Origin of the sequence: Thermococcus eurythermalis, from assembly GCF_000769655.1 — an archaeon.
GTDB lineage: Archaea > Methanobacteriota_B > Thermococci > Thermococcales > Thermococcaceae > Thermococcus > Thermococcus eurythermalis.
This window is the reverse complement of record NZ_CP008887.1, coordinates 890,635-912,472: the sequence shown is the minus strand read 5'-3', so window position 1 is coordinate 912,472 and position 21,838 is coordinate 890,635. Positions and strand designations below refer to the sequence as shown.

The 21,838-nt window shown below is 54.6% G+C and carries 31 protein-coding genes; 19 read left to right on the top strand and 12 right to left on the bottom strand.

The genetic code is table 11. The features are described 5' to 3' along the window. Positions 1 to 152 precede the first annotated feature (152 nt). The 3 genes from TEU_RS04850 (at position 153) to TEU_RS04840 (ending at position 2,998) form a co-directional block, all read left to right on the top strand. Positions 153 to 2,375, top strand: a complete 2,223-nt coding sequence (locus TEU_RS04850) for a DHH family phosphoesterase (protein WP_050002711.1) — start codon at positions 153 to 155, stop codon at positions 2,373 to 2,375. 47 nt (positions 2,376 to 2,422) lie between these two features. Beyond that, on the top strand, positions 2,423 to 2,677 hold the full coding sequence (locus TEU_RS04845; RefSeq protein ID WP_050002710.1) for a hypothetical protein: 255 nt from the start codon (positions 2,423 to 2,425) through the stop codon (positions 2,675 to 2,677). A gap of 108 nt (positions 2,678 to 2,785) precedes the next feature. Next, on the top strand, positions 2,786 to 2,998 hold the full coding sequence (locus TEU_RS04840) for a hypothetical protein (RefSeq protein ID WP_050002709.1): 213 nt from the start codon (positions 2,786 to 2,788) through the stop codon (positions 2,996 to 2,998). On the opposite strand, the gene TEU_RS04835 is transcribed toward TEU_RS04840, so the two are convergent. The 4 genes from TEU_RS04835 to TEU_RS04820 form a co-directional block, all read right to left on the bottom strand. Further along, positions 2,982 to 3,968: an asparaginase gene (locus TEU_RS04835; protein ID WP_050002708.1), complete on the bottom strand. Its 987-nt coding sequence runs from the start codon at positions 3,966 to 3,968 to the stop codon at positions 2,982 to 2,984. The two genes, TEU_RS04840 and TEU_RS04835, sit on opposite strands and share 17 nt — an antisense overlap. A gap of 87 nt (positions 3,969 to 4,055) precedes the next feature. Continuing rightward, positions 4,056 to 5,222: an MFS transporter gene (locus TEU_RS04830; protein WP_050002707.1), complete on the bottom strand. Its 1,167-nt coding sequence runs from the start codon at positions 5,220 to 5,222 to the stop codon at positions 4,056 to 4,058. Between the two features lie 2 nt (positions 5,223 to 5,224). Next, the gene (locus TEU_RS04825; RefSeq protein ID WP_050002706.1) at positions 5,225 to 5,512 is read right to left on the bottom strand and encodes a PadR family transcriptional regulator; all 288 of its coding nucleotides are present in this window, start codon (positions 5,510 to 5,512) and stop codon (positions 5,225 to 5,227) included. Between the two features lie 49 nt (positions 5,513 to 5,561). Beyond that, the gene (locus TEU_RS04820) at positions 5,562 to 5,978 is read right to left on the bottom strand and encodes a PaaI family thioesterase (RefSeq protein WP_050002705.1); all 417 of its coding nucleotides are present in this window, start codon (positions 5,976 to 5,978) and stop codon (positions 5,562 to 5,564) included. Between the two features lie 51 nt (positions 5,979 to 6,029). Here TEU_RS04820 and TEU_RS04815 point away from each other — a divergent pair, with 51 nt between their 5' ends. Together TEU_RS04815 and TEU_RS04810 are read left to right on the top strand one after the other, a co-directional pair. Beyond that, a complete protein-coding gene (locus tag TEU_RS04815; RefSeq protein ID WP_050002704.1) occupies positions 6,030 to 6,428 on the top strand; it encodes a DUF2240 family protein in 399 nt (132 codons plus the stop codon). Between the two features lie 49 nt (positions 6,429 to 6,477). Beyond that, the gene (locus tag TEU_RS04810) at positions 6,478 to 7,014 is read left to right on the top strand and encodes a nicotinamidase (protein ID WP_050002703.1); all 537 of its coding nucleotides are present in this window, start codon (positions 6,478 to 6,480) and stop codon (positions 7,012 to 7,014) included. Here the strand turns inward: TEU_RS04810 and TEU_RS04805 are convergent. Beyond that, positions 6,950 to 7,987: an AI-2E family transporter gene (locus TEU_RS04805; protein WP_050002702.1), complete on the bottom strand. Its 1,038-nt coding sequence runs from the start codon at positions 7,985 to 7,987 to the stop codon at positions 6,950 to 6,952. The two genes, TEU_RS04810 and TEU_RS04805, sit on opposite strands and share 65 nt — an antisense overlap. A 47-nt stretch (positions 7,988 to 8,034) precedes the next feature. Between TEU_RS04805 and TEU_RS04800 the strand changes: the two genes are divergently transcribed. Then, complete coding sequence (locus TEU_RS04800; RefSeq protein ID WP_050002701.1) at positions 8,035 to 8,352, top strand: hypothetical protein; 318 nt, start codon at positions 8,035 to 8,037, stop codon at positions 8,350 to 8,352. A gap of 6 nt (positions 8,353 to 8,358) precedes the next feature. Here TEU_RS04800 and TEU_RS04795 read toward each other — a convergent pair whose 3' ends face one another. Continuing rightward, positions 8,359 to 8,733: a hypothetical protein gene (locus TEU_RS04795; protein WP_050002700.1), complete on the bottom strand. Its 375-nt coding sequence runs from the start codon at positions 8,731 to 8,733 to the stop codon at positions 8,359 to 8,361. A 65-nt stretch (positions 8,734 to 8,798) separates the two neighbouring features. Between TEU_RS04795 and TEU_RS04790 the strand changes: the two genes are divergently transcribed. Both TEU_RS04790 and TEU_RS04785 read left to right on the top strand, forming a co-directional pair. After that, positions 8,799 to 9,482 (top strand): DUF4152 family protein, encoded by a 684-nt coding sequence (locus TEU_RS04790; protein WP_050002699.1) that lies wholly within the window; start codon positions 8,799 to 8,801, stop codon positions 9,480 to 9,482. Positions 9,483 to 9,503: 21 nt separating this feature from the next. After that, positions 9,504 to 9,737, top strand: coding sequence for a hypothetical protein (locus tag TEU_RS04785; RefSeq protein WP_050002698.1), 234 nt, complete (start codon positions 9,504 to 9,506; stop codon positions 9,735 to 9,737). 66 nt (positions 9,738 to 9,803) lie between these two features. Here the strand turns inward: TEU_RS04785 and TEU_RS04780 are convergent, their stop codons facing one another. The 4 genes from TEU_RS04780 to TEU_RS04765 form a co-directional block, all read right to left on the bottom strand. After that, positions 9,804 to 11,177: a hypothetical protein gene (locus TEU_RS04780; protein ID WP_050002697.1), complete on the bottom strand. Its 1,374-nt coding sequence runs from the start codon at positions 11,175 to 11,177 to the stop codon at positions 9,804 to 9,806. An 11-nt stretch (positions 11,178 to 11,188) separates the two neighbouring features. Beyond that, a complete protein-coding gene (locus TEU_RS04775; RefSeq protein WP_050002696.1) occupies positions 11,189 to 12,109 on the bottom strand; it encodes a DUF4855 domain-containing protein in 921 nt (306 codons plus the stop codon). A 110-nt stretch (positions 12,110 to 12,219) separates the two neighbouring features. Next, entirely contained in the window at positions 12,220 to 14,124 is a 1,905-nt protein-coding gene (iorA, locus tag TEU_RS04770) for an indolepyruvate ferredoxin oxidoreductase subunit alpha (RefSeq protein ID WP_050002695.1), read from the bottom strand. Positions 14,125 to 14,211: 87 nt separating this feature from the next. Further along, positions 14,212 to 14,469: a hypothetical protein gene (locus TEU_RS04765; protein WP_050002694.1), complete on the bottom strand. Its 258-nt coding sequence runs from the start codon at positions 14,467 to 14,469 to the stop codon at positions 14,212 to 14,214. 92 nt (positions 14,470 to 14,561) lie between these two features. On the opposite strand from TEU_RS04765, the gene TEU_RS04760 reads away from it, so the two are divergent. Then, on the top strand, positions 14,562 to 14,849 hold the full coding sequence (locus TEU_RS04760; protein WP_050002693.1) for a hypothetical protein: 288 nt from the start codon (positions 14,562 to 14,564) through the stop codon (positions 14,847 to 14,849). A 9-nt stretch (positions 14,850 to 14,858) separates the two neighbouring features. Further along, positions 14,859 to 15,176 (top strand): nucleotide pyrophosphohydrolase, encoded by a 318-nt coding sequence (locus TEU_RS04755; protein WP_050002692.1) that lies wholly within the window; start codon positions 14,859 to 14,861, stop codon positions 15,174 to 15,176. Here TEU_RS04755 and TEU_RS04750 read toward each other — a convergent pair. Then, on the bottom strand, positions 15,166 to 15,615 hold the full coding sequence (locus TEU_RS04750) for an HIT family protein (protein ID WP_050002691.1): 450 nt from the start codon (positions 15,613 to 15,615) through the stop codon (positions 15,166 to 15,168). The two genes, TEU_RS04755 and TEU_RS04750, sit on opposite strands and share 11 nt — an antisense overlap. A gap of 54 nt (positions 15,616 to 15,669) precedes the next feature. Between TEU_RS04750 and TEU_RS04745 the strand changes: the two genes are divergently transcribed. The 9 genes from TEU_RS04745 to TEU_RS04705 all read left to right on the top strand — a co-directional run bounded on the left by TEU_RS04745 (position 15,670) and on the right by TEU_RS04705 (position 21,303). Then, positions 15,670 to 15,894: a hypothetical protein gene (locus TEU_RS04745; protein WP_050002690.1), complete on the top strand. Its 225-nt coding sequence runs from the start codon at positions 15,670 to 15,672 to the stop codon at positions 15,892 to 15,894. 52 nt (positions 15,895 to 15,946) lie between these two features. Next, entirely contained in the window at positions 15,947 to 16,729 is a 783-nt protein-coding gene (psmA, locus tag TEU_RS04740; RefSeq protein ID WP_050002689.1) for an archaeal proteasome endopeptidase complex subunit alpha, read from the top strand. 11 nt (positions 16,730 to 16,740) lie between these two features. Next, positions 16,741 to 17,451 (top strand): ribosome assembly factor SBDS, encoded by a 711-nt coding sequence (locus TEU_RS04735; protein ID WP_050002688.1) that lies wholly within the window; start codon positions 16,741 to 16,743, stop codon positions 17,449 to 17,451. Beyond that, positions 17,448 to 18,221, top strand: coding sequence for an exosome complex RNA-binding protein Rrp4 (gene rrp4, locus TEU_RS04730; protein ID WP_050002687.1), 774 nt, complete (start codon positions 17,448 to 17,450; stop codon positions 18,219 to 18,221). The genes TEU_RS04735 and rrp4 overlap by 4 nt, the downstream gene beginning before the upstream one ends. Beyond that, the gene (gene rrp41 / locus TEU_RS04725) at positions 18,205 to 18,954 is read left to right on the top strand and encodes an exosome complex exonuclease Rrp41 (RefSeq protein ID WP_050002686.1); all 750 of its coding nucleotides are present in this window, start codon (positions 18,205 to 18,207) and stop codon (positions 18,952 to 18,954) included. The genes rrp4 and rrp41 overlap by 17 nt, the downstream gene beginning before the upstream one ends. Next, positions 18,947 to 19,765 carry an exosome complex protein Rrp42 gene (rrp42, locus tag TEU_RS04720; RefSeq protein ID WP_050002685.1) on the top strand — a complete coding sequence of 273 codons (819 nt, stop codon included), beginning with the start codon at positions 18,947 to 18,949 and terminating at the stop codon, positions 19,763 to 19,765. The genes rrp41 and rrp42 overlap by 8 nt, the downstream gene beginning before the upstream one ends. Before the next feature lie 27 nt (positions 19,766 to 19,792). Then, a complete protein-coding gene (locus tag TEU_RS04715; protein WP_050002684.1) occupies positions 19,793 to 20,074 on the top strand; it encodes a hypothetical protein in 282 nt (93 codons plus the stop codon). A gap of 51 nt (positions 20,075 to 20,125) precedes the next feature. Continuing rightward, positions 20,126 to 20,524 carry a cell division protein SepF gene (locus tag TEU_RS04710; protein WP_050002683.1) on the top strand — a complete coding sequence of 133 codons (399 nt, stop codon included), beginning with the start codon at positions 20,126 to 20,128 and terminating at the stop codon, positions 20,522 to 20,524. A 62-nt stretch (positions 20,525 to 20,586) separates the two neighbouring features. Next, positions 20,587 to 21,303 (top strand): ZPR1 zinc finger domain-containing protein, encoded by a 717-nt coding sequence (locus tag TEU_RS04705; protein ID WP_050002682.1) that lies wholly within the window; start codon positions 20,587 to 20,589, stop codon positions 21,301 to 21,303. Here TEU_RS04705 and TEU_RS04700 read toward each other — a convergent pair. After that, on the bottom strand, positions 21,294 to 21,818 hold the full coding sequence (locus tag TEU_RS04700) for an ASCH domain-containing protein (RefSeq protein ID WP_050002681.1): 525 nt from the start codon (positions 21,816 to 21,818) through the stop codon (positions 21,294 to 21,296). The genes TEU_RS04705 and TEU_RS04700 overlap by 10 nt on opposite strands. Positions 21,819 to 21,838: the final 20 nt, after the last annotated feature.

Genomic DNA, 21,838 nt, shown 5'->3' with positions numbered 1-21,838 from the left:
ACTGTCACCACCTAATGAGAAATAATACATGAAATTTTTTAAGCGATTTGTGTAGGACATTGTGTAGGTTCGAACCACCAAACAAAGATGAAAACAGTCCGAACCTGCTTAACGTTTTTAAGCTGAAACCTCAACCTTAGCCGGGTGAGAAGATGGCGGTTAAGGACTGTCCTGAGTGCCACGGGACTGGAAAGGTAAAAGCAGGCGAGAAGGAGTGCCCCGTTTGTGAGGGATGGGGCTACGTTCCGGCTGATTTCAAGATAGGAGACAAGCTGAAGGGTTACAGGAACCTGGACTACCTTGGTGTTGAGGACGAGGTAGATGAAATACCCTGCCCTGAATGTCACGGCAAAGGCACCGTCCCGGTTTACGAGACCTGTCCGACGTGCGGTGGGACAGGCAAAGTGCTCGTCTGTGACATCTGCGGCAAGATAAAGGAGCCCTGGGAGCCCGGAATGGAGACCACATGGGTCTGCCCGGACTGCCTGAGGAAGTACAAGGTCGTTTACATCCTCGACAAGACCTGTGATTACGAGGACGTTGAGGTCGGAAGCCTCTACAAGGGAACAATTGACAGGGTAGAGCGCTTTGGCGTCTTCGTCAAGCTTAACCCACACGTCGTTGGCCTGATAAAGAGAAAGGACCTCCTCGGCGGGAGAGAGTACAAGCCCGGCGACGAAATCATCGTCCAGGTCCTTGACGTGAGGCCAGACAAGAGGGAGATAGACCTCATCGAGTCCCCGCAGAGGCACTACAAGACAGTTGTCGTTAAGAAGGAGCTCCCGGTTACCCCGATAGCCGAGCTCAGCAAGGACATGGCCGGCAAGACCGTGAGGGTGCAGGGTAGGGTTACCCAGATACAGGTCACCGGCGGACCGACGGTCTTCACGATAACCGACGGAACCGGAATAACCTGGGCGGCCGCCTTTGAGGCGCCGGGCGTTAGGGCGTACCCGAACATAAACGTCGGCGACATCGTGGAAGTGGTAGGGAAGATAGCGTTCCACTCCGGCGAAATCCAGATAGAAGTCAGCGACATGGCGAGGCTCTGGGGCCCCGATGCGGCGAGGGTTAAGCAGCAGATAGAGGCCGAGCTCGACAAGCGCGCCCAGCCGCAGGACGTTGGCTTCCTCGTCCAGAGCGAGGTCTTAGAGAAGCTCAAGCCGAAGATTATGAAGGCCGCCTTCATGATAAGGCGCGCCATCTACGAGGGCAGGCCAATCCTTTTAAGGCACCACGCCGATGCCGACGGCTACACCGCAGGGCTTGCCCTCGAATATGCGATAGTCCCGCTGATAGAGAGCATCTCCCCAGACCCGCAGGCCAGGTGGAAGCTCTTCAAGCGCAGGCCCAGCAGGGCGCCGTTCTACGAACTGGAGGACGTTCTCAAGGACATAATCTTCATGGTCGAAGACCACGAGAAGTTCGGCGACCCTCTCCCCCTCGTCGTGATAGTGGACAACGGAGGAACGAGCGAGGACATTCCTGCCTACAAGAGAATAAAGGCCTACGGCGTCCCGATAGTTGTCATAGACCACCACGACCCGCGCGAGTGGGTTAGCGAGGACAAGGCCAAGGTCGATGACTACGTTGACGTCCACGTCAACCCGCACCACATAAAGCGCGGCTACTACGAACTCACCGCGGGAATGCTTGCAACTGAAGTGGCCCGCTTCATCAACCCAGAGGTCGAGGACAGGATAAAGCACCTGCCAGCGATAGCCGGGACCGGCGACAGGAGCAAAGCTCCAGAGTTCTACCAGTACCTTGAGATAGCGAAGAAGGCTAAGGGCCTTACCGAGGAAGACCTGAAGAAGATCGCCGAGGTCATAGACCACGAGGCCTTCTACTGGAAGTTCATGGACGGACACGGCATAATAGACGAGATTCTGCTCCTCACGGGCAACCTGCAGAGGCACCGCCAGCTGATAAACGCGATTTACCCGGAGGTCAAGGAGAAGCAGGAGAAGGCCCTGAAGGCGTCCCTGCCGCACGTCAAGAGCGTCGTCCTGCCGAACGGGGTAAGGTTCAACACAATAGACGTGGAGCTCTTCGCACCGAAGTTCAGCTACCCGAGCCCGGGCAAGCTCTCCGGCCTCATCCACGACCACTTCAAGGAGAAGTACGGTGAGGACTCGCCGATACTCACGCTCGCCTACGGGCCGGACTTCGCGGTTGTCAGGGCCAGCGACGGGATGGCAGCATACAACTTCGACCTCAACGCCATAATCCCGAGGCTCCAGGAGAAGCTACCCTCTGCTGGAATCGAGGGTGGCGGCCACAGCTACGCAGGCTCGATAAAGTTCTTCGAGGGCATGAGGAAGGAAGTCCTTGAGGAGTTCGCCAAGGAGATAGTGAAGCTGAAGAAGGCCTGAGGCCAACCTTTTTAACCCCCTCTTTCATATTCCACTCGGTGAAGGCTTTGAAAGTGGTTCTTGAAGTAACTTTTAGGATGGGTGGAGTCAGCTTCCGCGGTACAAGGTGGGATGGCGAAAACCTCGTTTTCGAGTTTGAAAGGCTTGGAGATGCGTTCATTCAAGTTTTAAGCGACCAGAGGGTCGAAGCCGATGTCGAAAAGACTCCGAAGAAAGTCCTCATCGAGCTGAAGACGAAAGAAGGGGACAAGGTCTTCGAGGCCTTCGAGAGGGACGGAAGGTACATGGCGGCCGAGCTTTGAATTTAGAGCTTTGAGACGAACCCGTTTTGTTTTTCCACCGTTCATGTTTACCCGCAGAACTTGGCCAACGTTTTAAAAGGCATTGCCCAATATCCTACGGTGATGCCCATGTTCATGGCCGAGTTCAAGCTCAGGTTTGGAGACAGAAAGTGGTACGTCAGGAGGATTATAGAGGCCTCTTCTCTCCAGGAGGCCGAGGAGAAGGCCAGGCGCTACGCCGAGCTTATGAACAGGGGAGAAGTAAAGTGGGAGTTCAGCTACGTCATAGAGGCAAAGAGGCCCCTCATAGTCGGCGACGAGGAGCTCAAAAAGCTGAGCTGAGTTCTCCGGCCAGGTTTCTTCCCATTATTCTTCTCACTTCTTCAACGTCCTTTGTGTGACCGAGGACATACATCAGCTTTACGAGCGTCGCTTCCTTCGTCATGTCCCCCGCTGGTATGACACCTGCCTCAAGGGCCCTTCTTCCGACCTCGTAGCGAGTGAGGTCAACGCCTCCGTAGAGGGCCTGCGTCGTCATCACAACCGGCTTCTCGCCGGCGACCCTTGAGACGGCCTCGAAGAGGTTCCTTCCGCGGTAGGGGATTCCTCCCGCACCGTAGCCCTCAAGGACTACCCCGTGAGCCTTCTCCGCAACCGCCAGGAAGACTTCTGGGGAAAGGCCTGGTGTTAGGCGTATGTGGACAACGTTCGGGTCTATCCTAGGGTCAAAGGAAGGCTCTCCCTCTGGTAGCTCAGGCCTGTGTCTTACCACGACTTCCTCGTCCTTGACGTAGGCGATGTCCGGGTAGTTGATGCTCTGGAAGGCGTTTAGGCCGAGAGAGTGCACCTTTGAGACCCTCGTGCCCAGCATGATTTTGTCCATGAAGGCGACGTATATCCCAGGAAAGCCCTTCATGGCGAAGGTCAGGGCCGTTTTCAGGTTTCTGGGAGCGTCGCTGTTGGACTCCGTAATTGGGAGCATCGAGCCCGTCAAGACGACTGGAATTGGGACGTGCCTGAGCATGAAGCTCAGAGCGGAAGAGGTGTAGGCGAGCGTGTCGGTCCCGTGGGTTATGACGATGCCATCGTAGTCGCCAAGGCTCTCAAAAACAGCTTTTCCAATCGTCACCCAGTCCTCTGGCTGGATGAGCGTGCTGTCGAGGTTGAGTATGTCACGCGTCTCGATTTTAACGCCGTTTCCGCTTATCCCAGCGAGCTCAAGTATCTCTCCCGCGGTAAGCTTGGCCTTGTAGCCCTTCTCGGTTCTCGCGCTCGCGATGGTGCCGCCGGTACCGATGATGAGGATTCTCACTCCGACCACCGGAAGAGATACGCTCAGCAGTTTTTAGTCTTTTTGACGGGAAATGAACAAAAATAGACGGGAAAAATTGACAGAATGTCAATCAAACTGGAGAAGAATGAAGGCAAGGAAGGCCATAGCGGAAGCGAAGAGGAAGCTGTACGTTAGGGAGTAGGTGTTCCAGAGGTAGCCGGCTATAAGGGACGCTGGAAAGGCAAAGACGCCGACAACGGTGTGGTAAGCGCCTATGACAGTCCCCTTCTCACCCTCCCCCGCCAGCTCCGCCATGTAAGCCCTGGGCACTGTGTCCATCACCGCCATGTGGAGGCCATAGAGAATGAAAGCGACGACGAGGAGGGGCAAGCTCTGGGCAAAGGCGAAACATATGCTTGCAAGGGCAGACAGCAGGAAGCCAGCGCCGATTAGCGCCTTCTTGCTGACCCTGTCAGAGTAAACGCCTATCGGGTACGCGGAGAGGGCGTAGATGAGGTTGAAGAGGGCGTAAAACGCCGAACCCTGCAGAACCGTGTAGCCGAGCTCCTCGGCCTTCCAGAGGGTGAAGGCGTAGCTGTACCTGCCGAGGGTTCCTAAGGCAACAACAGCGAGAAAGAGCTGGAGGGAACGGCTCCTCAGTGATGAAACACCCGCTATTTTCTTTTTTACCTCACCGCCCCTGTCCTTCACGAAGAGGGCGATTATGATAAGTGAGATAATCCCGGGAACGGCCGAAATCAAGAAAATCCTGCGGTAGAGCACCTCCTTGGGCAGATATGAGAGAAGGCCGAGCAGAAGGACGGCAATGAGAGGGCCGGCGACTGCTCCGAGTGTGTCCATCATCCTGTGAAAGCCGAAGGATTTGCCTGTCTTCCCGTTGCTGGACTCCGCGATGAGCGCGTCGCGGGGGGCGGTTCTTATCCCCTTTCCCGTCCTGTCGAGGAGCCTCAGCGCGAGGAAGTCAAGCCAGCCCTGTGTGAATGCGAGAGCGCCCTTGGCGACCGTAGAGAGCGCATAACCCGTGAAGACGAAGACCTTCCTCTTCCTGAAGCGGTCGCTGAAGTAGCCGAAGACGACCTTGAAGAGCGAGCTCGCGCTCTCGATGAGGCCCATTATAGAACCGCCCGCGAGCTTCCCGACCTTGAGAACCTCGGTCAGATAAGCGGGAACGATTGGCGCTATCATTTCACTGCTCATGTCGTTGAGGAAGCTGACGAGGCCAAGGAGAAAGACGTTCCAGCTGATTCCGAAAACCTTCCGCTCCTTCTCCATATTTACTCCCCCAGAAGTTCCTCGCAGAGCTCCCTTAACTTTTCTTTCCCTTCTTCCAGAGCAGTTAAGCCCGCGTCGGTTATCGTGTAGACCTTAACCCTTCTCCCGTTCCTGATTTCTTCCCTGCTCTCCAGAAGCCCCTTTTTCTCCAGCTCGTGCAAGAGGGGGTAAATCGTGCCGGGACTAAGTTTGTAACCGTGTCTTCCCAATTCCTTCATCATGAAGCTACCGGTAATGCCCTCCCTAGCATGGTGGAGGACATGAAGGGTCAGGAAGTCGCGGTACTTCATATCGAACACCGATATCGAACTTTGATATTTGAGTTTAAAAATTTTTAGTTCACTCGAGCACGTGCTTTTCGAGGACGTAGCAGTGGAAAGTCCCCTCAAAGACCTTCTCGTTCCTCTCGTTGAAGACCTCGGCTTTAACGAGCTTCTTCCTCCGGGGGGACGTCCCGTCCCCCACACCCCCTTCAGATTCCTCCATTATTTTGGCCCTGGCCACAAGCTTTTCGCCTGCCCTCACGGGCTTGAGGAACTTCACTTCGGCCTTTCCGAGCACAACTGTGGGCTCGTTTACCGCGAGCATCGCCGCGTAGTCGGCCAGCCCGAACGTGAAGCCGCCGTGGACGAGGCCGTACTCGTCAACGGCCATCTCCTCCGTTGTCAGAAGCTCAACTTCGGCTTTTCCGGGCTCTATCTTTACCGGCTTTCCGACGAGCCTCTCCGAGGTGCGCCTGTGAGTCCTCTGCTCCATTTCCAACACCAAAAGTTTATCTATCCCCGTGACATAAAAAGATTGATGGCCATGCACCCGCTGGAGGAAGCAGTCCAGGTCAAGGGCTCAACCGAGTTCACGAGGAGCGAGCTGGTCGGGATACTCACCTTCAGGCTGAGGCGCTTCTCGGTTAGTGAGGCGAAGGAACTCATAGAGGAGTGGCTGGAGGAGGGCCTGCTCGAGGAGCGCGAGGGGAAGCTACACGTGAAAATCGAGGCCCTCGAAAAAACGGAAAAGCCCGAAGACCTTCTGGGAGAGATGGTCGTCCACATAGCCCGCTCCCTAGGCTGGAGCGAGATGGAGGTAATGGAGGGAATAAAGGCACTCCGCGAGCGCTACGGAGACCTTGATGAACGGATTTTGGCTTACCTCTTCGGCCTTGAGAAGGGCGTCGACATGTCAAAGTTCAAGGACAGGCTTGACGTCTGAACTCTAAACTTATTAACACCTTTCACGGTTCTCAATATGGGGGATGCCCATGTCCGAGGAGGCACTAATCGTTGTTGACATGCAGAGGGACTTTATGCCAGGGGGAGCCCTGCCCGTTCCCGAGGGAGACAAGATAATCCCGAAGGTCAACGAGTACATACGGAAGTTCAGGGAAAAGGGAGCGCTCATCGTGGCGACGCGCGACTGGCACCCGGAAAACCACATCAGCTTCAAGGAACAGGGCGGGCCGTGGCCGAAGCACTGCGTTCAGGGGACGGAGGGAGCTGAGTTCGTCGTCGAGCTACCCGAGGACGCGGTGATAATCTCCAAGGCCACCGAGCCGGACAAGGAAGCCTACTCCGGCTTCGAGGGAACGAATCTCGCCGAGATTCTGAAGGAGAAGGGCGTCAAGCGCGTCTACATCTGCGGTGTTGCGACTGAGTACTGCGTTAAGGCCACCGCCCTCGACGCGGTGAAGCACGGCTTTGAAGTCTACCTTTTGAGCGACGCGGTCAAGGGAATTAACCCAAAGGACGAGAAGAAGGCCCTTGAGGAGCTTGAGAAGGCCGGCGTGAAGATTCTGTGAACCTTTTCCATTCTTTCAGGAGGACAAGGAGGACGTTGAGGACTATCGGGCCGATTATGAGACCCTTCAGACCCATTGCCCACGTGCCCCCAAGCATTCCTACGAACACGAGGGTCTCGTCGAGCTCCGTGTCCCTCGCGACCATCATCGGCCTTATCGTGTAGTCCGGCATCGGGGAGACGAGGAAGAAGCCGTAGAGCGCTATGCCAACGGCGTGGAAGTAAGCCCCGTTGATTGCAAAATATATCGCTCCGGCCAGCCAAATCATCCAGCCCTCAAAGAGCGGGACAAATGAGAAGGCAAATGTCAAGAAGCCGGCGACTATGGCGGTGTAGAGGTCTGAGACGCGAAAGATTATGAAGCCGATTGTCATCAGGATTCCCTTGGCCACGTTGAGGAGAAGCCATGCCCTGATGAGCGCTGAGAGCGTTTTGTTCACGCTCGTCAGAATTTCCTCACCGAGCTCGCGGTTCTTCTCGGGCAGGAGGGCGTATATCTGGGCCCGGATTTCCTCCCCGTAGGCAAGGGCGTAGTAGTAGGTGAAGAAGAACACGAGGAGCTGGAGCAGGTAGGAGGGCAGGGAGAACGCCTGCTCGGAGAGGTAGTCCGCTATTTTCGGAACGACCTGGCCCTGGAAGTTCTGGAGGAACTGGAGAACGTCCTCCGGGAGCGGAAGGGTAAGGAGCCAGTTGAAAGCCCCTACAACGCTGTCATAGAAGGACATGGCGACTTGGACTGATACAAGGAGGAGATAAAGCGTCAGAAATCCCCCAACGAGAAGAACCGAGAGACTTATCAGGAGGGCGGAGCGCTTATTTCCGAGCCTCGGCGAGAGCCTCCGCTGAAGCGGGTAGGAGGCGTAGGCAAGAACGAACCCGAAGAACAGGGGCGTCACAAGAGGGTGGACTACCCTCCACGCAACGTACAGAATAACTGCCACGACCGCGCCCCAGACCAGTTCCTCTGCCCTCATTTCAGAACGTTTATTAAAACGTCCTATAAAAACCCGTCGGTGGGAACATGGAGGAGGCACTCATCGAAAGGTTCAACTCCTACATTGAGAGGGGCGAGAGGCTGATGGGCGAGAGCAGGTACGACGAGGCCTTTGAGGCCTTCCTCGACGCCCTGAAGGCCCTCGGCGTCCTGATAGTCTACAGGGAGACGGGGATGCTCGTCCCGGCCGAGAGGCTGGTGGGCTTCCTTGGAAAGTACCCGGAGCTTGAAGAAGCGGTGAAAAAGTATTCATCGCTGACGGGAAATGAGGAGACGGCAAGGTCTTTAAGGGAGGAGCTGGAGAAACTGAAGGGGATGATGAGTTTGCCGAGTTCCGAGCGGTGACGAGACTCAGCCTCTGACCCAGAGCGAGCCAATACCGCCAACGCAGAGGGAGGCCGTGTTTGCTAGAACCCTGGCAAAGCCCTTCCCTGCCCTGAGCCGGACGAGAACCCTGCCCTTTCTCGTCAGGAAAAGCAGCTCAACACGGCCAGAATGGAAGCTCACCTCTGGAGAGCCCCTCAGGTAGAGCGCCCCGTGCTCCCGCTTCCCCCAGAGGGAGCTTACCTCTATTGATTTTCCAGAGAAGAACAGGGAGAGCTTCACACCGTCGGGGGTTATGGGTCTGCCGTCGAGATAGACCCTGCCCCGCGCCGTCCCGAGGTACAGGGAGTTTGAGAGGCTGTCCACGTACTTCCCCAAAGCTTCATAAATCGTGTCGTCCATTGGCCCACACCAAGAGAGTTAAAGCGGGGTCGTATATTGGTAATTGGTCGTTACCGGTGATCACCATGAGGATTGTTGCGGCTGACACTGGCGGAGCACTCTTAACGGAGGAGTATGAGCCTATTGGCCTGATAGCAACTGCGGTGGTGCTCGTCGAGAAGCCCTACAGGACGGCGACACTCAGCAGGGTGAGGTACGCCAACCCCTTCGATTACGACATGAGCGGCAGACAGGCGATAAGGGACGAGGCCTTCCTTGCAGTGGAGTTCGCGAGGGAAGTCAAGCCCGACGTCGTCCACCTCGACTCCACCATAGGAGGGGTGGAAGTCAGAAAGCTCGATGAGCCCACCATTGATGCTTTGACAATAACGGACAGGGGAAAGGAAGTCTGGAAGGACCTTGCCAAAGACCTGCAACCCCTCGCCAAGAAGTTCTGGGAGGAAACCGGGATAGAAATAATCGCCATCGGCAAGTCCAGCGTCCCGGTCAGGATAGCGGAGATTTACGCAGGACTATACACGGCCAAGTGGGCGATTGACTACGCGAGGGAGCACGGCAGGGCCATCGTCGGTCTCCCCCGCTACATGAAGGTGGAAATTCACCCCGGAAAAATCTACGGAGAAAGCTTAGACCCGCGCGAGGGCGGTCTCTACGGGGAAATTGAAGCGGGGACGGAAGGTATTGGCTGGGAGCTCTACCCGAACCCGCTCGTTAGGAGGTTCATGGTTTTAGAGGTGTGGAAGGAGTAAGGGCTTTAACTTCCCCCTCCAATGTTTATTGGGTGGTCATATGCCAGTCATTACTATCAGGGTGAATGTCCCCAAAACACTGACCCCGAAGAACTGAAGAGGCTCTTGGAGCTTGAACTGCCTCGCAAAGAGCTTGTAAAGGAGAAAAAACGACCAAAGGGCGACTTCAGAAAACTTAGGAGGATTTTGGGAAAGGCGGAGTTTGGGGAGCTTAAGGCATACGAGCTGGAGGCTGAGTTCAGTGATCTATATTGACGCGAACGTCATGTACAGCTACCTCTTTGAAACGCCGATTAGCGAAAGTGCTGAGCGAATAAACCGTCACCTTCTTCTCCAAATTGTTGCTCCTATAAACCCTGCCAGGAATCCGATGGAAGCGTACATCACCGCAGGGGCGGTTTGAGAGTTCTTCCCGGAGTTATAGGAGATGCATGTTGTGTTGCTCCCCCGTGTGGCGTTGATGGTTGATTTTCCACATTCAACGGGTGAGAATACTGTGAAGTTCTCTGCAGGTTTAACGTTCAGTTTGTCCCATGCCTCGGGGTTGTAGGTGTATCTGAGGAGCTTAATGACTCGGTAATCTCTGACATTGCCGGTGTAGATGAGTTCCGGTTCATGGCGTGTCCAGCCGGTCATGTTGAGAAGCAAAATGCTGTACGGAGGTATATCACGGGTATCTGTGGTGTTGTACAGAAATTGGGCGGCATAAGTGCCATTTTCCCTCTGAACCACTGTGGTCACGTAGTAGTGGAAACTGCATGTGTCTCCGCTCTTTTCTGGAATTGCCCAGATCTGCAGGTTTCCCAGGTATGCTACGGTCAGGTTGGGGACGACGGGACGGCAGAAGCTCGCACCCTTTTCGAGATCGGGATAGCAGTATTCAACAGGCGCCGTGACAAATTCAACTTCCCCTGGCGAATATCCAAGCCCACCTTGGATAATTGCTTCTGAAACGTTCCACGAGAATGCTACCCAGGACGGGTTCTGAACGCTGACGCTCACCCATGCAAATCCCGTGTTAAAGTTATAAACACTTCCATTTAACATGGCAGATTCCATGGGCTCCCCTATGTATGGGTTTAAGGGGTGAAGGGCGAGCTTGTTAGCCGGTTCTATACACGACCGGTTTAGGATATAAAAGCTGTATTGGTAGGGATATGCAGTGCCTTCATCCCATTGTATGCTCGGAATAGGGGCTGGTAGCCCCAGATACCACAGATCCTCGCCCTCATAGATGATTCTATCTCCCTCGGAGTACTGGATGAACGGATACGAAAAGGGATACGCAAACCGGTGAGGATACACGAGATAAACGCCACTCACGTTGATGTAAAACAGATACGTGTTCTCAAACAGACTCTCGTACGCTCCGTAGTCTGGGTCGTAGGAGTAGGGACTTTTCAGTTTTTCCAGCCCTCTGGAGGTGTAGTTTTCCAGCATCTCGGTGGCGTTCATGTAGTAGCTGAGTACGAACTCCCTGGTTAAAGTCAGATTCATTGGGAGAGGTGGTATGTAACCGGCAACGCCTACGATGACGAAGGCATCGTCTTCCCCCACCACTGCAGCTGACTTTATGAACAGGACGTCCGGGGGGCCACAATCCTTTGAGGCGACGACATCCGGGGTTGGCAGGGTATATTCGAGGAGCACAATGAAAATGATAAGAAAACCAAAGACGTTGTTCCTTTTTGCCATGGTAGGCACCTCTATACGTACCCTGGACATTTATCCCTGAGCACGTATAAATTACTTACATTGACATCAAAGTAATATGCTCTATCTTGAAGTTTATTGGCGTACTTGGTATATTCACAAGCCTTTTTGAGGCTTTCCGAGCTTCCCTTTACTGCTCCGTCACATTCCAGTTCCATGTAGATATTATTCATCTTGTGGTACTCCCTGAGGTACTCGATGACGCCTTCAAACCAAACTCGAAGACTAACCTTGCCATTATCGTCTCTCAGTATAGTCTTTTTCTGATAATAATTTGGTTGAATGAAAATTTTGGTGAAGTGCTTGGAGAGTTTGGGGATGTCAGTGTGATCAACTATGTAGTGTATGCACTTTATCTTGTTTTCATACATGCTCATAAGTTTTTGGAAATCTTCACTGTTTTCTGAGATGTGGAGATATGGAATCCATATAAGTTGGAGGCCCCATGTTTTTACTTGGTCTGAAATCTCCTTAACATAATTCATTGGGGTGATGCCATTTGAAACCTGCCAGGGATACTCGTAATACCAATAGAAACCCCTTAACAGCCCGCTTGTATTGAGATACACTCCTTCAATCCATCCGAGGAGATAATCCAATGGGGGAATCTCTTTATGTTTTACAGGAATCTCTGCGATGTATGGTATGGGGGCGTACCCATCGGCTCTTAATCTTTCAGATATTTTTGTCCCGACGTGTTCTTCAAGCCACTTCCCAAAGTTACCTCCATTCTTTAATCCCTCAGTAAAAGTTGTGCCGTATGGCATGTTGCCGTACCTATTGTTCTTCCCACTTGTATGCAATGCTATCAGGTAATCGAACCCAAGCTCACAAAGAGCGCCCGTTTTATTGGTTGGGAACGTTTGGTAATTCCCACCATATGGCATATAATACCATAGACCATATTTCGACATAATATCACCCTGTCGTTTGTATAATATACTACTTAAAAAATTTTCCACTAGCGTACTAATATAAATGGAAAATAATATACCAGGCAACATATAGCATTCATGAATAGTCTTTACTTAAGCTCGCTCGGGAACTTTATGGCCTCGAAGGGGCAGAGCTGGTTGCAGAGGCCGCAGCCGGTGCATATGAGGCCGTCTATCCTGACCTTCTTCGTCTCCGGGTCGTAAACGAGCGCCGGACAGCCGGTCAGGAGTATGCAGGCCTTACAGCCGGTGCACTTGTCTTCGATGACTACGGGGATTTCACCTATCTCACCACGCCTTATGACGGGTATGACACACTCGCGCCTCGCTATTATGACGGCCGGCCCCTCAACCCCCATTGCCTCCTTTATTGCCTCCCTCGTAGCCTTGAGGTCGTATGGGTCAACGGTCTTCACGTACTTCACTCCGAGCGCCTTGACGAGCGCCTCGATGTCAATCTCATTGAACTTCCTGCCAGTCTCGCTTCCGCCGGTTCCGGGGTGGGGCTGGTGGCCTGTCATCGCCGTCGTCCTGTTGTCGAGTATCATAACCAGGACGTTCAGATTCTTGTAGACTGCATCAATCAGCGGCTGGATTCCGTTGTGAAAGAACGTGGAGTCTCCTATGGTGGCTATTATCTTCTTGTTCATCACGACGCTCTGGCCGTTGGCGAGGCTTATACTGGCGCCCATCACGTACTCAGTCCAGATGGCTTCAAGCGGCGGGAGGAGCGAGAGGGCGTAGCAACCTATGTCGCCATGTATCGGGATTTTGTAACGGCCGAGCTTGAGGTCGCGGAGGGCGTCCAAAGCGGCCCTATAGCTTCCCCTGTGCGGACAGCCGGGGCACATCACGGGTGGTCTCTTCGGTGCGAGGCTCTCGGCGAACTTCACTTCTTCCGGCTTCTCGTAGGTCTCTCCCTCCTCGCCGAGGAGCTTCAGAAGGGCGTTCCTCACGAGGCTTGGGGTAAGCTCGCCTTCAAGCGGGAGATGTCCGGTCCTCTTGCCGTAGATCGGGACGTTGAGGCCCGCCTCATAGGCGGCTATCTTGACCTCCTCCTCAAGGAACGGCGCGCCGTCCTCGACCACAATCGCGTAGTCAACGGTCTTGAGGAAGTCAGTGACCAGCTTCTTCGGGAGCGGGTGCGGCGTGGAGAGCTTGAGAATCTTGAACTCAGCGTTTAGCTTAGGAACGACCTCGCGCACGTAGTTGTAGGGCGCACCCTCGACGATTATACCGATTTTAGCGTCATCTTTGCCTTCAATCCAGTTGAAGGGCATCGTGTTGAACTCCTCCTCAATCTTTCTCAGCGTCTCGTTCAGCCACCTGTGGCGCTTCCTGTTGCCCTCCATGCTCGCGCGCACATACCTCTCAATGTCCTTCTTGAAGACGGGCTCCCTGTCGAGCTCGACGAACTCACCGACCTCAACGTCGCTCGTCGTGTGGTTCACCCTCGTGGTCGTCCTGAATATGACAGGGACTTTGTACTTCTCGCTCAGCTCGTAGGCATACTTGATGAGGTCGTGGGCCTCCTGCGGGTCGGCTGGCTCAAGAACGGGCAAAAGCGAGAGCTTGCCGTAGTAGCGGTCGTCCTGCTCGGTCTGGCTGGTGTGCGGCCCTGGGTCGTCCGCCACGAGGATTACAAGGCCGCCTTCAACGCCAGAATAGGCAAGGCTCATGAGGGGGTCGGCGGCGACGTTGAGGCCGACACACTTCATCGTGACGAGCGCCCTGAGGCCGGCGTAGGCAACTCCGGCCGCTTCCTCAAGGGCGACCTTCTCGTTGGGGGCCCACTCGGCAAAAACTTCTGGCTTGAGCCTTGCTATGGTCTCTACAACCTCGGTCGAAGGCGTTCCGGGGTAACCGGTGGCAAAAACGACACCGCTCTCAAGGGCGCCGTATGCTATCGCTTCGTTTCCCATGAGAAGCTTCTTCTCGCGCTTTTCGGTCTTCACTCCAGCCGAGTCAGAAGGGTAAGCCTTAGCCGCTTCCATACCACCACCAGAAAAGCATCGTTTTGTCGGTATAAAACTTGTGGCTCGGAAGAAAGCTGAAAAAGTCAAAGAATTTTCATAAAACTCTCAAGGTTTCTTTCCGTATTTCGGGTCGTAGAAGTATTTCCCGAGGGCTTCTCCGTAAGCGTTGAGGTATCTGCGCTTGGCAAAGAACGCGTACACCGCTATGCTGATGAGGAGCAGCCCCCCGAGCAGGAGCCCGTAGAGCTTCAGGAACGAGTACACGGAGAGCAGAACAACCCCGAATATCAGCAGAACAATGCCCCCAAATATCGCGAAGAGTATCTTGTACCCGTACCTCTCCATAAAGAGGGCAAAGTCCATTGAGACCACCGCATACTGCCTTAGCAACTGTAACATAAAAACTTTTCGAGAACTTTAAATACGTATTCGCACATAATAAGGGCGTGGTAATAATGAAAGTCCGCGAGCTTTTGGATATTCTGGACGAGACAATAGCAGAAGTGAAGATAGCCATAGTTTCCAACCAGCAGAGGGCCCTTGAGAGCCCCTACACGAGCTACGAATTTACTCAAAGGGCCATTGAGCTCCAGGAAGACCTCGATGACCTTTTGAAGGTCCGGGAGTTTCTGGCGGGGCTTGACCCTGAAGACGACGTTGAGAACCACTTCCCCAGGGAGGAGCTTGAGAAGTTTCTGAAGCTCCTGGAGCTCCTGAGGAAAGCCGATGCCCACGCCTACTGAGGTGGTACCATGCACTTCCGGGAGCTTGAGGAAAAGCTCGTTGCCTTCCGCGACGCGAGGGGCTGGATGAAATACCACACGCCGAAGAACCTGGCCATATCCGCCGCCGTGGAGATGGGGGAACTGCTTGAGCACTTCCAGTGGGAGAGCGACGAGGAAATACTGGAGTCGATTAAAGACCCGGCCAAGAAGGAGGCCATAGCCGACGAGATAGCCGACGTCATCATCTACCTCACGCTCCTCGCCCACGAGCTGGGCATAGACCTTGACAGGGCCGTTGAAGAAAAAATCGAGAAGAACGGGAAAAAGTACCCGCTCAGGACTTGAAGGCCTTCCCCAGCGCTTCGATTTCTTTTTCGCCCATTCTGTTCTTCTCCCACCGGCTTTCTGCACTGAGGTTTTCGTCCTCCACGTCGAGGACTGCCTTCCTGACGCCGCCCCTTGGGCGGGCGCAGTCTCCGGTATAGCGGGGAATCACGTGCAGGTGGAGGTGCGGGACGGTCTGACCGGCCGCTCTTCCGAGGTTCATTCCCACGTTGAAGCCATCAGGCTTAAGGACTTCAGTCAGCTTTTCCATCGCCAGCTCCATCCCCCGGATTAAGGCCGATTTTTCTTCCCGGCTCAGCTCTCCCCAGCTCTCCACGTGCCTCCTAGGAACGACGAGGAGGTGACCCCTGCTTGCGGGATACGAATCAATGAGGATTCTGATGAGCCCGTCCTCGTAGAGTAGTTGTTCTTTTGGAGGTCTGCAGAATGGGCACTCCATAGCAAACACCAAAGGCTTAAAATCCCCCCGCCTAAAAAATCTCCCGGTGGTGGTATGGGAGAACTTGAAGAGATGGGGAAAATCTACAAAAAGTTCCTTTCAGTCGGACTGATCATGCTCCTGCTTGGCTTCGCACTCCTGATATTCAAGCCCATTGGCCAGGCGTCCCTCTACGTTGGGCTCGCTGTTTTTGCAGTGGCCTTCATACCCCTAGAAATCGCAAAGAGAACCGCAAGGAAGATGGCGGTTATAGCCCTCAAGGGAGATAGAAAAGCTTAATAGAAAACCCGGCAACTATCCAAAAGGAAGTGAGAAAGAGAGGTGATGTAAGATGGCGTTTGTACCACCACAGGCCGGTTACGACCGGGCGATAACCGTTTTCAGCCCGGACGGAAGGCTGTTCCAGGTGAACTATGCGAGGGAGGCTGTAAAAAGAGGTGCAACGGCCGTAGGAGTAAAATGGAAGGACGGCGTTGTCCTGGCCGTTGAGAAGAGGATTACCAGCAAGCTTATCGAGCCGAGAAGTTATGAGAAGATTTTCCAGATTGACGACCACATAGCCGCCGCCCCGAGCGGTATAATAGCCGACGCCCGCGTTCTGGTGGACAGGGCCAGGCTGGAGGCCCAGGTTTACAGGCTCACCTACGGCGAACCCGTCCCGCTCACCGTTCTGGTGAAGAAAATATGCGACCTCAAGCAGGCCCACACCCAGTACGGCGGTGTGAGGCCCTTTGGTGCCGCCCTGCTCATGGCGGGCATAAACGACAAGCCCGAGCTCTACGAGACCGACCCCAGCGGTGCCTACTTCGAGTGGAAGGCAGTCGCGATAGGAAGCGGAAGGAACGTGGCGATGGCCATCTTCGAGGAGCACTACGACGACAACCTCGACAGGGACGGGGCGATAAAGCTCGCCATACTCGCCCTGGCAAAGACCCTCGAGGAGCCAACCGCCGATTCGATAGAAGTAGCTTACATAACCACCGAGGACAAGCGCTGGAAGAAGCTCCCGAGGGAGGAGCTTGAGAAGTTCCTCTCCGAGGTTCTTGAGGAGATTAAAGAGGAAGAAGTCGAGGAGAAGTCCGAGGACTACTCCGAGCTCGACCAGAACTACTGAGGTGACGGGCGATGCCGATAAGCGTTGACAAGGCAGTCATCGCCCGTCTCAAGACCCACGGCGAGACCTTCGAGATACTCGTTGACCCGTACCTGGCGAGGGACTTCAAGGAGGGCAAGGACGTCCCCATAGAGGAGATCCTCGCCACTCCCTATGTTTTTAAGGACGCCCACAAGGGCGACAAGGCGAGCGAACACGAAATGGAGAAAATATTTGGAACCAGCGACCCCTATGAGGTTGCGAAGATAATCCTCCGAAAGGGCGACGTCCAGCTCACAGCGGAGCAGAGGAGACAGATGCTTGAGGAGAAGAAGCGCTACATAGCGACGGTAATCCACAGGCACGCTGTTGACCCGAGGACGGGCTATCCTCACCCCGTTGACAGGATTTTGAGGGCAATGGAAGAGGCTGGAGTCCACGTTGATATCTTCAAGGACGCGGAAGAACAGGTTCCAAAGGTCATCAAGGCGATTAGGCCTTTGCTCCCGATAAAGCTTGAAGTCAAGGTCATAGCGGTGAAGATACCAAGCGACTACGTCGGAAAGGCCTACGGTGAGGTCAGAAGGTTCGGCAACATAAAGAGGGAAGAGTGGGCCAGCGACGGCTCCTGGATGTTCCTCATCGAGATACCCGGAGGAGTAGAGGAAGAGTTTTATGAGAAGCTCAACGCCCTCACAAAGGGCACCGCCCTTACTAAACTTGTAGAGAGGAAGGGACTATGAGGCGGATTTTTGTAAAACCAAGGGAACTCGTCGTCCCTGGGACCCTGCTCGCCCAGGGGCCGTTTAAGAACGGAAGAGGAACCTTTAGAGAAGGCAACAGGATTTACTCGACAGTGATAGGCCTTGTGGAGATAAGGGGCGACCTCATAAGGGTCATACCGCTTGAAGGGCCCTACATCCCCGAGGTTGGAGACAACGTCCTCGGAAAGATAGTGGACGTCAAGTTCTCGAACTGGACAGTGGACATCGGCGCACCGTACCAGGCAAACCTCCGCGTCCAGGACGCAGTCGAGGAGCGCATAGACCTGCTCAAGACGGACCTGAGGAAGATATACGACATAGGAGACATAATCTACGCCAAGGTCAAGGCGTTCAACGAGATAAACCAGATTGACCTGACGACGAAAGGGATGCCCTTCAAGGGAGGCCCGCTCAGAGGCGGACAGCTCGTCACGATAACGCCCTCAAAGGTGCCGAGGCTCATCGGTAAGGGCGGCTCAATGATCAACATGATTAAGACGCTGACGGGAACGAGGATTATAGTCGGCCAGAACGGATGGGTCTGGGTGAGCGGAAAGAACGACGAGCTTGAGAAGCTCGCGATAGAGGCCATCCTCAAGGTGGACCGCGAGAGCCACACCCAGGGCCTAACCGACAGGGTCAAGGAGTATCTGCTCTCAAGGCTCAGGGAGCTAAAGGAGCAGGGAGTTATTGCCGAAATCCCCCAGCTTGGGGAGAAGGAAGGTGAGAATGATGATGGGCAGGCCTGAGGGTTTAAAGCTCATCGACGAGAACGGTAGAAGGGTTGACGGCAGAAAGAAGTACGAGCTTAGGCCCATTAAAATGGAAGTCGGCGTCCTGAAGAACGCTGACGGTTCGGCCTACGTCGAGTGGGGCAAGAACAAGATAATGGCGGCCGTTTACGGCCCGAGGGAGATACACCCCAAGCACCTCCAGAGGCCGGACAGGGCAATCCTGCGCGTCCGCTACAACATGGCTCCCTTCAGCGTTGAGGAGCGCAAGAAGCCCGGACCGGACAGGAGGAGCGTCGAGATAAGCAAGGTCATAAGGGGCGCGCTTGAGCCGGCCCTTATCCTTCAGATGTTTCCCAGAACCGCCATAGACGTATTTATAGAGGTTCTCCAGGCCGACGCCGGAACCCGTGTGGCGGGCATCACGGCCGCTTCCCTCGCCCTCGCAGATGCGGGAATACCCATGAGGGACCTGGTAGCGGCTTGTGCCGCGGGAAAGATTGACGGTGAGATAGTCCTCGACCTCAACAAGGACGAGGACAACTACGGTGAGGCCGACGTTCCGGTCGCCATAATGCCCCTCAAGAACGACATAACGCTCCTCCAGATGGACGGCTACCTGACCAGGGAAGAGTTCATGGAGGCGGTAAAGCTCGCAATCAAGGGTGCCAAGGCCGTCTATCAGAAGCAGAGGGAAGCCCTCAAAGAAAAATACCTCCGCATAGCCCAGGAGGTGGCGGGAAATGAGTGATATGGAAGTAATGGCCAGCATAATGCGCGATCACATCATAAACCTCCTCAGAGAGGGTAAGAGGACCGACGGTCGTTCCTTCGAGGACTACCGCGACCTCGAGATAAAGGTCAACGTGATTGAGAAGGCGGAGGGCTCCGCCTGGGTCCGGCTCGGGAACACGCAGGTTCTCGTCGGCATAAAAGCCGATCTCGGTGAGCCGTTCCCGGACTTGCCCGACAAGGGCGTCATGACGACCAACGTCGAGCTCGTTCCCCTTGCCTCGCCGACCTTTGAACCCGGCCCGCCCGACGAGAACGCCATAGAACTCGCCCGTGTCGTGGACAGAGGAATCAGAGAGAGCGGGGCCGTCGAGCTTGAGAAGCTCGTCATTGTCCCGGGCAAGCTCGTCAGGGTAATCTTCATTGACGTCCACGTGCTCGACCACGACGGAAACCTCCTTGACGCGAGCGGAATCGGAGCGATAGCGGCACTGCTGAGCACCAAGATTCCGAAGATTGAGTACGATGAGGAGAGCGGAGAGGTGAAGGTACTCGACGAGTACGAGCCTCTTCCAGTCAGAAGCGTTCCGATACCGGTCACCTTCGCCAAGATAGGCAACACCATAGTGGTTGACCCCAACCTCGACGAGGAGCGCGTCATGGACGGCAGGCTGACCATAACCACCGACGAGACGGGGCACATCTCCGCGGTTCAGAAGGGTGAGGGCGGAAGCTTCAAGCTCGAGGAAGTCATGTACGCCGTTGAGACCGCCTTCAAGAAGGCGGAAGAGATAAGGAAGATAGTCTTAGAGGCCGTTGGAAGGGCCTGAGCTTTCATTTCTTTTTCGGTGATGGCTATGGACTTCATGACGGTCATTGCGGCAGTGATTTTCGCAGGCTTCGCGGTGAGAACCGTCTACCTGCTCACCAGGGAAGACAGCAAGAAAGACCTGCTCCTCACAACCGCGCTGTGGGGTCTGGCGCTGTTTGTGTGGGGCCTGTACCTCTCGGGAAGGAAAGGGTGGAACGTCTCAAACGGCATCGTAATCTTCTCAGGCATCGTAGCATTTGCCCTGTCTTTCTTTGGCCTGTTCAAGCTCCGTGAGGAAAGCCCCAAAGAGTTTGGGAAAGAGCTATAAAGGATAAGGGATAAGACTAAACAGCTTTACGATTAATCGGGGGGAACCGTTATGGGACTGTTTGACAGCCTCAAAAAGAAGGAAAGCAAACCTAAAATGAAGCCTCCCTCAAGCGTTAAGAAGGAGGCCGCCGCTCCGAGGCATGACATCGATGTTGTACCGATTGAGGAGGATGTTCTTGCTAAGGAGCTTCTCAAGCCTCAAATTCGCTACCTGAAAAAGATATCGGTGACCAGCTACTCAGACCTCGAGAGGATTTCCAGCGAGCTTCAGGAGGGCAACATAGTCATAGTTGACCTGACTCCCCTTTTCAAGCGGCCGGACGTCCTTGAAAAGGTCGCCGAGCAGATTAAGGGTATGGTCAACGCCTTCGGCGGGCAGGCCGCGAAGATATGCAAAGATGAGGTTAAGCTCATTATACTCCCCGAGGACATAAAGATTGCCAAGTGATTTCTTTTTCTACCTACCATGCCTTTATAAAGGCAACACAGGTTCTTTTCTCGGTGATGCTCATGAGTGAGATTAAGAAGAATGGCGAGAGAGTTAATGCTGACCCTGAAGTTGGCGACGTCCAGGTCATAAGCCTCGGGGACTGTCCCATCTGCGGTGGAAAAGGGACGCTCAAGGCCATACAGCACATTCACGAAATACCTTACTTCGGCAAGGTCATGGAGAGCACCATCATCTGCGAGAAGTGCGGCTACCGCAATGCCGACGTCATGATACTTGAGGACAGACCGCCAAAGCTCTACACTGTGAAGGTCGAGGGGGAGAAGGACCTCTTCACCCGCGTCGTGAGGAGCAAGAGCGGAACCATAGAGCTAGAGGAGATGGGCGTCAAGATTGAGCCAGGGCCTGCGGCAGAGGGATTCATCACCAACGTCGAGGGCGTCCTTGAGCGCGTCCGCGAGACGCTCCTCATGGCCAGGGAGTTCAGGAGGCAGGAGGGCGACGAGGAGGCCGTGAAGAAGGCCGACGAGATACTCAGCTACATAGAAGACGTCAAGAAAGGGAGGAAGCCCCTGACTGTGAGGATAGCAGACCCACTCGGCAACAGCGCGCTGATAGGCGAGAAGGTCAAGAGCAGACTGCTGACCGAGGAAGAGATAAAGAAGCTCAGCCTTGGGCCGTACCAGATAATCAACCCGGAAGAGCTTGAGGGCTCTGGAAACGGGTCAGAAGAAGCCAGCTCAGAGAAGACCAACGAAAACAAAGAGGCTCAGGGGTAAAAGTACTCCCTCGCCAGCAGGTCTTCGATTAGGGCCCTAACCCACGGCTTTCTCGTTTTTCTCGATAGGTGGATTATGCCTTCTACATGGATTCCGTACCGTTCTTTCATCTCTTCCCTGCTCATCGGCTCCTTGAATAGGAACGGCCTCTCTATCGTGAATACGTAGCCGTAGTCCTTGATGTAGTTGCCCAGCCACTTCTTCCCGTTCTCGCCGTGGACGAGGGTCAGCCCGCTGGTGTCCTTTGCCATCTCCCACAGCGTCTCAAGGTCTGCCTTTATGACCTCTCCGACCTCAAAGCCGCCAGCTATCGTCCCCCTCTGGGTCAGCGTCTGCTCCTCGTGAAGGTTAAGCCTCCTGAGCGTGTCCCTCAGCTCGTATGGGTTGCCCCTCGCTATATAGAGGAAAACCAGGTCGCCCTCCTCAAATGCCCTCCTCTTCCTAACCTCAACGGTCTTAAGTCCGCGGAATATGAGCTCCGCATACACCTGGTGGAGCGCTATGACGTGCTCCATGCTTTCACCTGGCGAACCCT

Coding starts and splice junctions, on each gene's coding strand:
- TEU_RS04850 (WP_050002711.1), top strand. CDS start 153: ATGGCGGTTAAGGACTGTCCTGAGTGCCACGGGACTGGAAAGGTAAAA.
- TEU_RS04840 (WP_050002709.1), top strand. CDS start 2,786: ATGTTCATGGCCGAGTTCAAGCTCAGGTTTGGAGACAGAAAGTGGTAC.
- TEU_RS04830 (WP_050002707.1), bottom strand. CDS start 5,222: ATGGAGAAGGAGCGGAAGGTTTTCGGAATCAGCTGGAACGTCTTTCTC.
- TEU_RS04825 (WP_050002706.1), bottom strand. CDS start 5,512: ATGAAGTACCGCGACTTCCTGACCCTTCATGTCCTCCACCATGCTAGG.
- TEU_RS04820 (WP_050002705.1), bottom strand. CDS start 5,978: ATGGAGCAGAGGACTCACAGGCGCACCTCGGAGAGGCTCGTCGGAAAG.
- TEU_RS04815 (WP_050002704.1), top strand. CDS start 6,030: ATGCACCCGCTGGAGGAAGCAGTCCAGGTCAAGGGCTCAACCGAGTTC.
- TEU_RS04810 (WP_050002703.1), top strand. CDS start 6,478: ATGTCCGAGGAGGCACTAATCGTTGTTGACATGCAGAGGGACTTTATG.
- TEU_RS04805 (WP_050002702.1), bottom strand. CDS start 7,987: ATGAGGGCAGAGGAACTGGTCTGGGGCGCGGTCGTGGCAGTTATTCTG.
- TEU_RS04800 (WP_050002701.1), top strand. CDS start 8,035: ATGGAGGAGGCACTCATCGAAAGGTTCAACTCCTACATTGAGAGGGGC.
- TEU_RS04795 (WP_050002700.1), bottom strand. CDS start 8,733: ATGGACGACACGATTTATGAAGCTTTGGGGAAGTACGTGGACAGCCTC.
- TEU_RS04790 (WP_050002699.1), top strand. CDS start 8,799: ATGAGGATTGTTGCGGCTGACACTGGCGGAGCACTCTTAACGGAGGAG.
- TEU_RS04785 (WP_050002698.1), top strand. CDS start 9,504: ATGTTTATTGGGTGGTCATATGCCAGTCATTACTATCAGGGTGAATGT.
- TEU_RS04780 (WP_050002697.1), bottom strand. CDS start 11,177: ATGGCAAAAAGGAACAACGTCTTTGGTTTTCTTATCATTTTCATTGTG.
- TEU_RS04775 (WP_050002696.1), bottom strand. CDS start 12,109: ATGTCGAAATATGGTCTATGGTATTATATGCCATATGGTGGGAATTAC.
- iorA (WP_050002695.1), bottom strand. CDS start 14,124: ATGGAAGCGGCTAAGGCTTACCCTTCTGACTCGGCTGGAGTGAAGACC.
- TEU_RS04765 (WP_050002694.1), bottom strand. CDS start 14,469: ATGGACTTTGCCCTCTTTATGGAGAGGTACGGGTACAAGATACTCTTC.
- TEU_RS04760 (WP_050002693.1), top strand. CDS start 14,562: ATGAAAGTCCGCGAGCTTTTGGATATTCTGGACGAGACAATAGCAGAA.
- TEU_RS04755 (WP_050002692.1), top strand. CDS start 14,859: ATGCACTTCCGGGAGCTTGAGGAAAAGCTCGTTGCCTTCCGCGACGCG.
- TEU_RS04750 (WP_050002691.1), bottom strand. CDS start 15,615: ATGGAGTGCCCATTCTGCAGACCTCCAAAAGAACAACTACTCTACGAG.
- TEU_RS04745 (WP_050002690.1), top strand. CDS start 15,670: ATGGGAGAACTTGAAGAGATGGGGAAAATCTACAAAAAGTTCCTTTCA.
- psmA (WP_050002689.1), top strand. CDS start 15,947: ATGGCGTTTGTACCACCACAGGCCGGTTACGACCGGGCGATAACCGTT.
- TEU_RS04735 (WP_050002688.1), top strand. CDS start 16,741: ATGCCGATAAGCGTTGACAAGGCAGTCATCGCCCGTCTCAAGACCCAC.
- rrp4 (WP_050002687.1), top strand. CDS start 17,448: ATGAGGCGGATTTTTGTAAAACCAAGGGAACTCGTCGTCCCTGGGACC.
- rrp41 (WP_050002686.1), top strand. CDS start 18,205: ATGATGGGCAGGCCTGAGGGTTTAAAGCTCATCGACGAGAACGGTAGA.
- rrp42 (WP_050002685.1), top strand. CDS start 18,947: ATGAGTGATATGGAAGTAATGGCCAGCATAATGCGCGATCACATCATA.
- TEU_RS04715 (WP_050002684.1), top strand. CDS start 19,793: ATGGACTTCATGACGGTCATTGCGGCAGTGATTTTCGCAGGCTTCGCG.
- TEU_RS04710 (WP_050002683.1), top strand. CDS start 20,126: ATGGGACTGTTTGACAGCCTCAAAAAGAAGGAAAGCAAACCTAAAATG.
- TEU_RS04705 (WP_050002682.1), top strand. CDS start 20,587: ATGAGTGAGATTAAGAAGAATGGCGAGAGAGTTAATGCTGACCCTGAA.
- TEU_RS04700 (WP_050002681.1), bottom strand. CDS start 21,818: ATGGAGCACGTCATAGCGCTCCACCAGGTGTATGCGGAGCTCATATTC.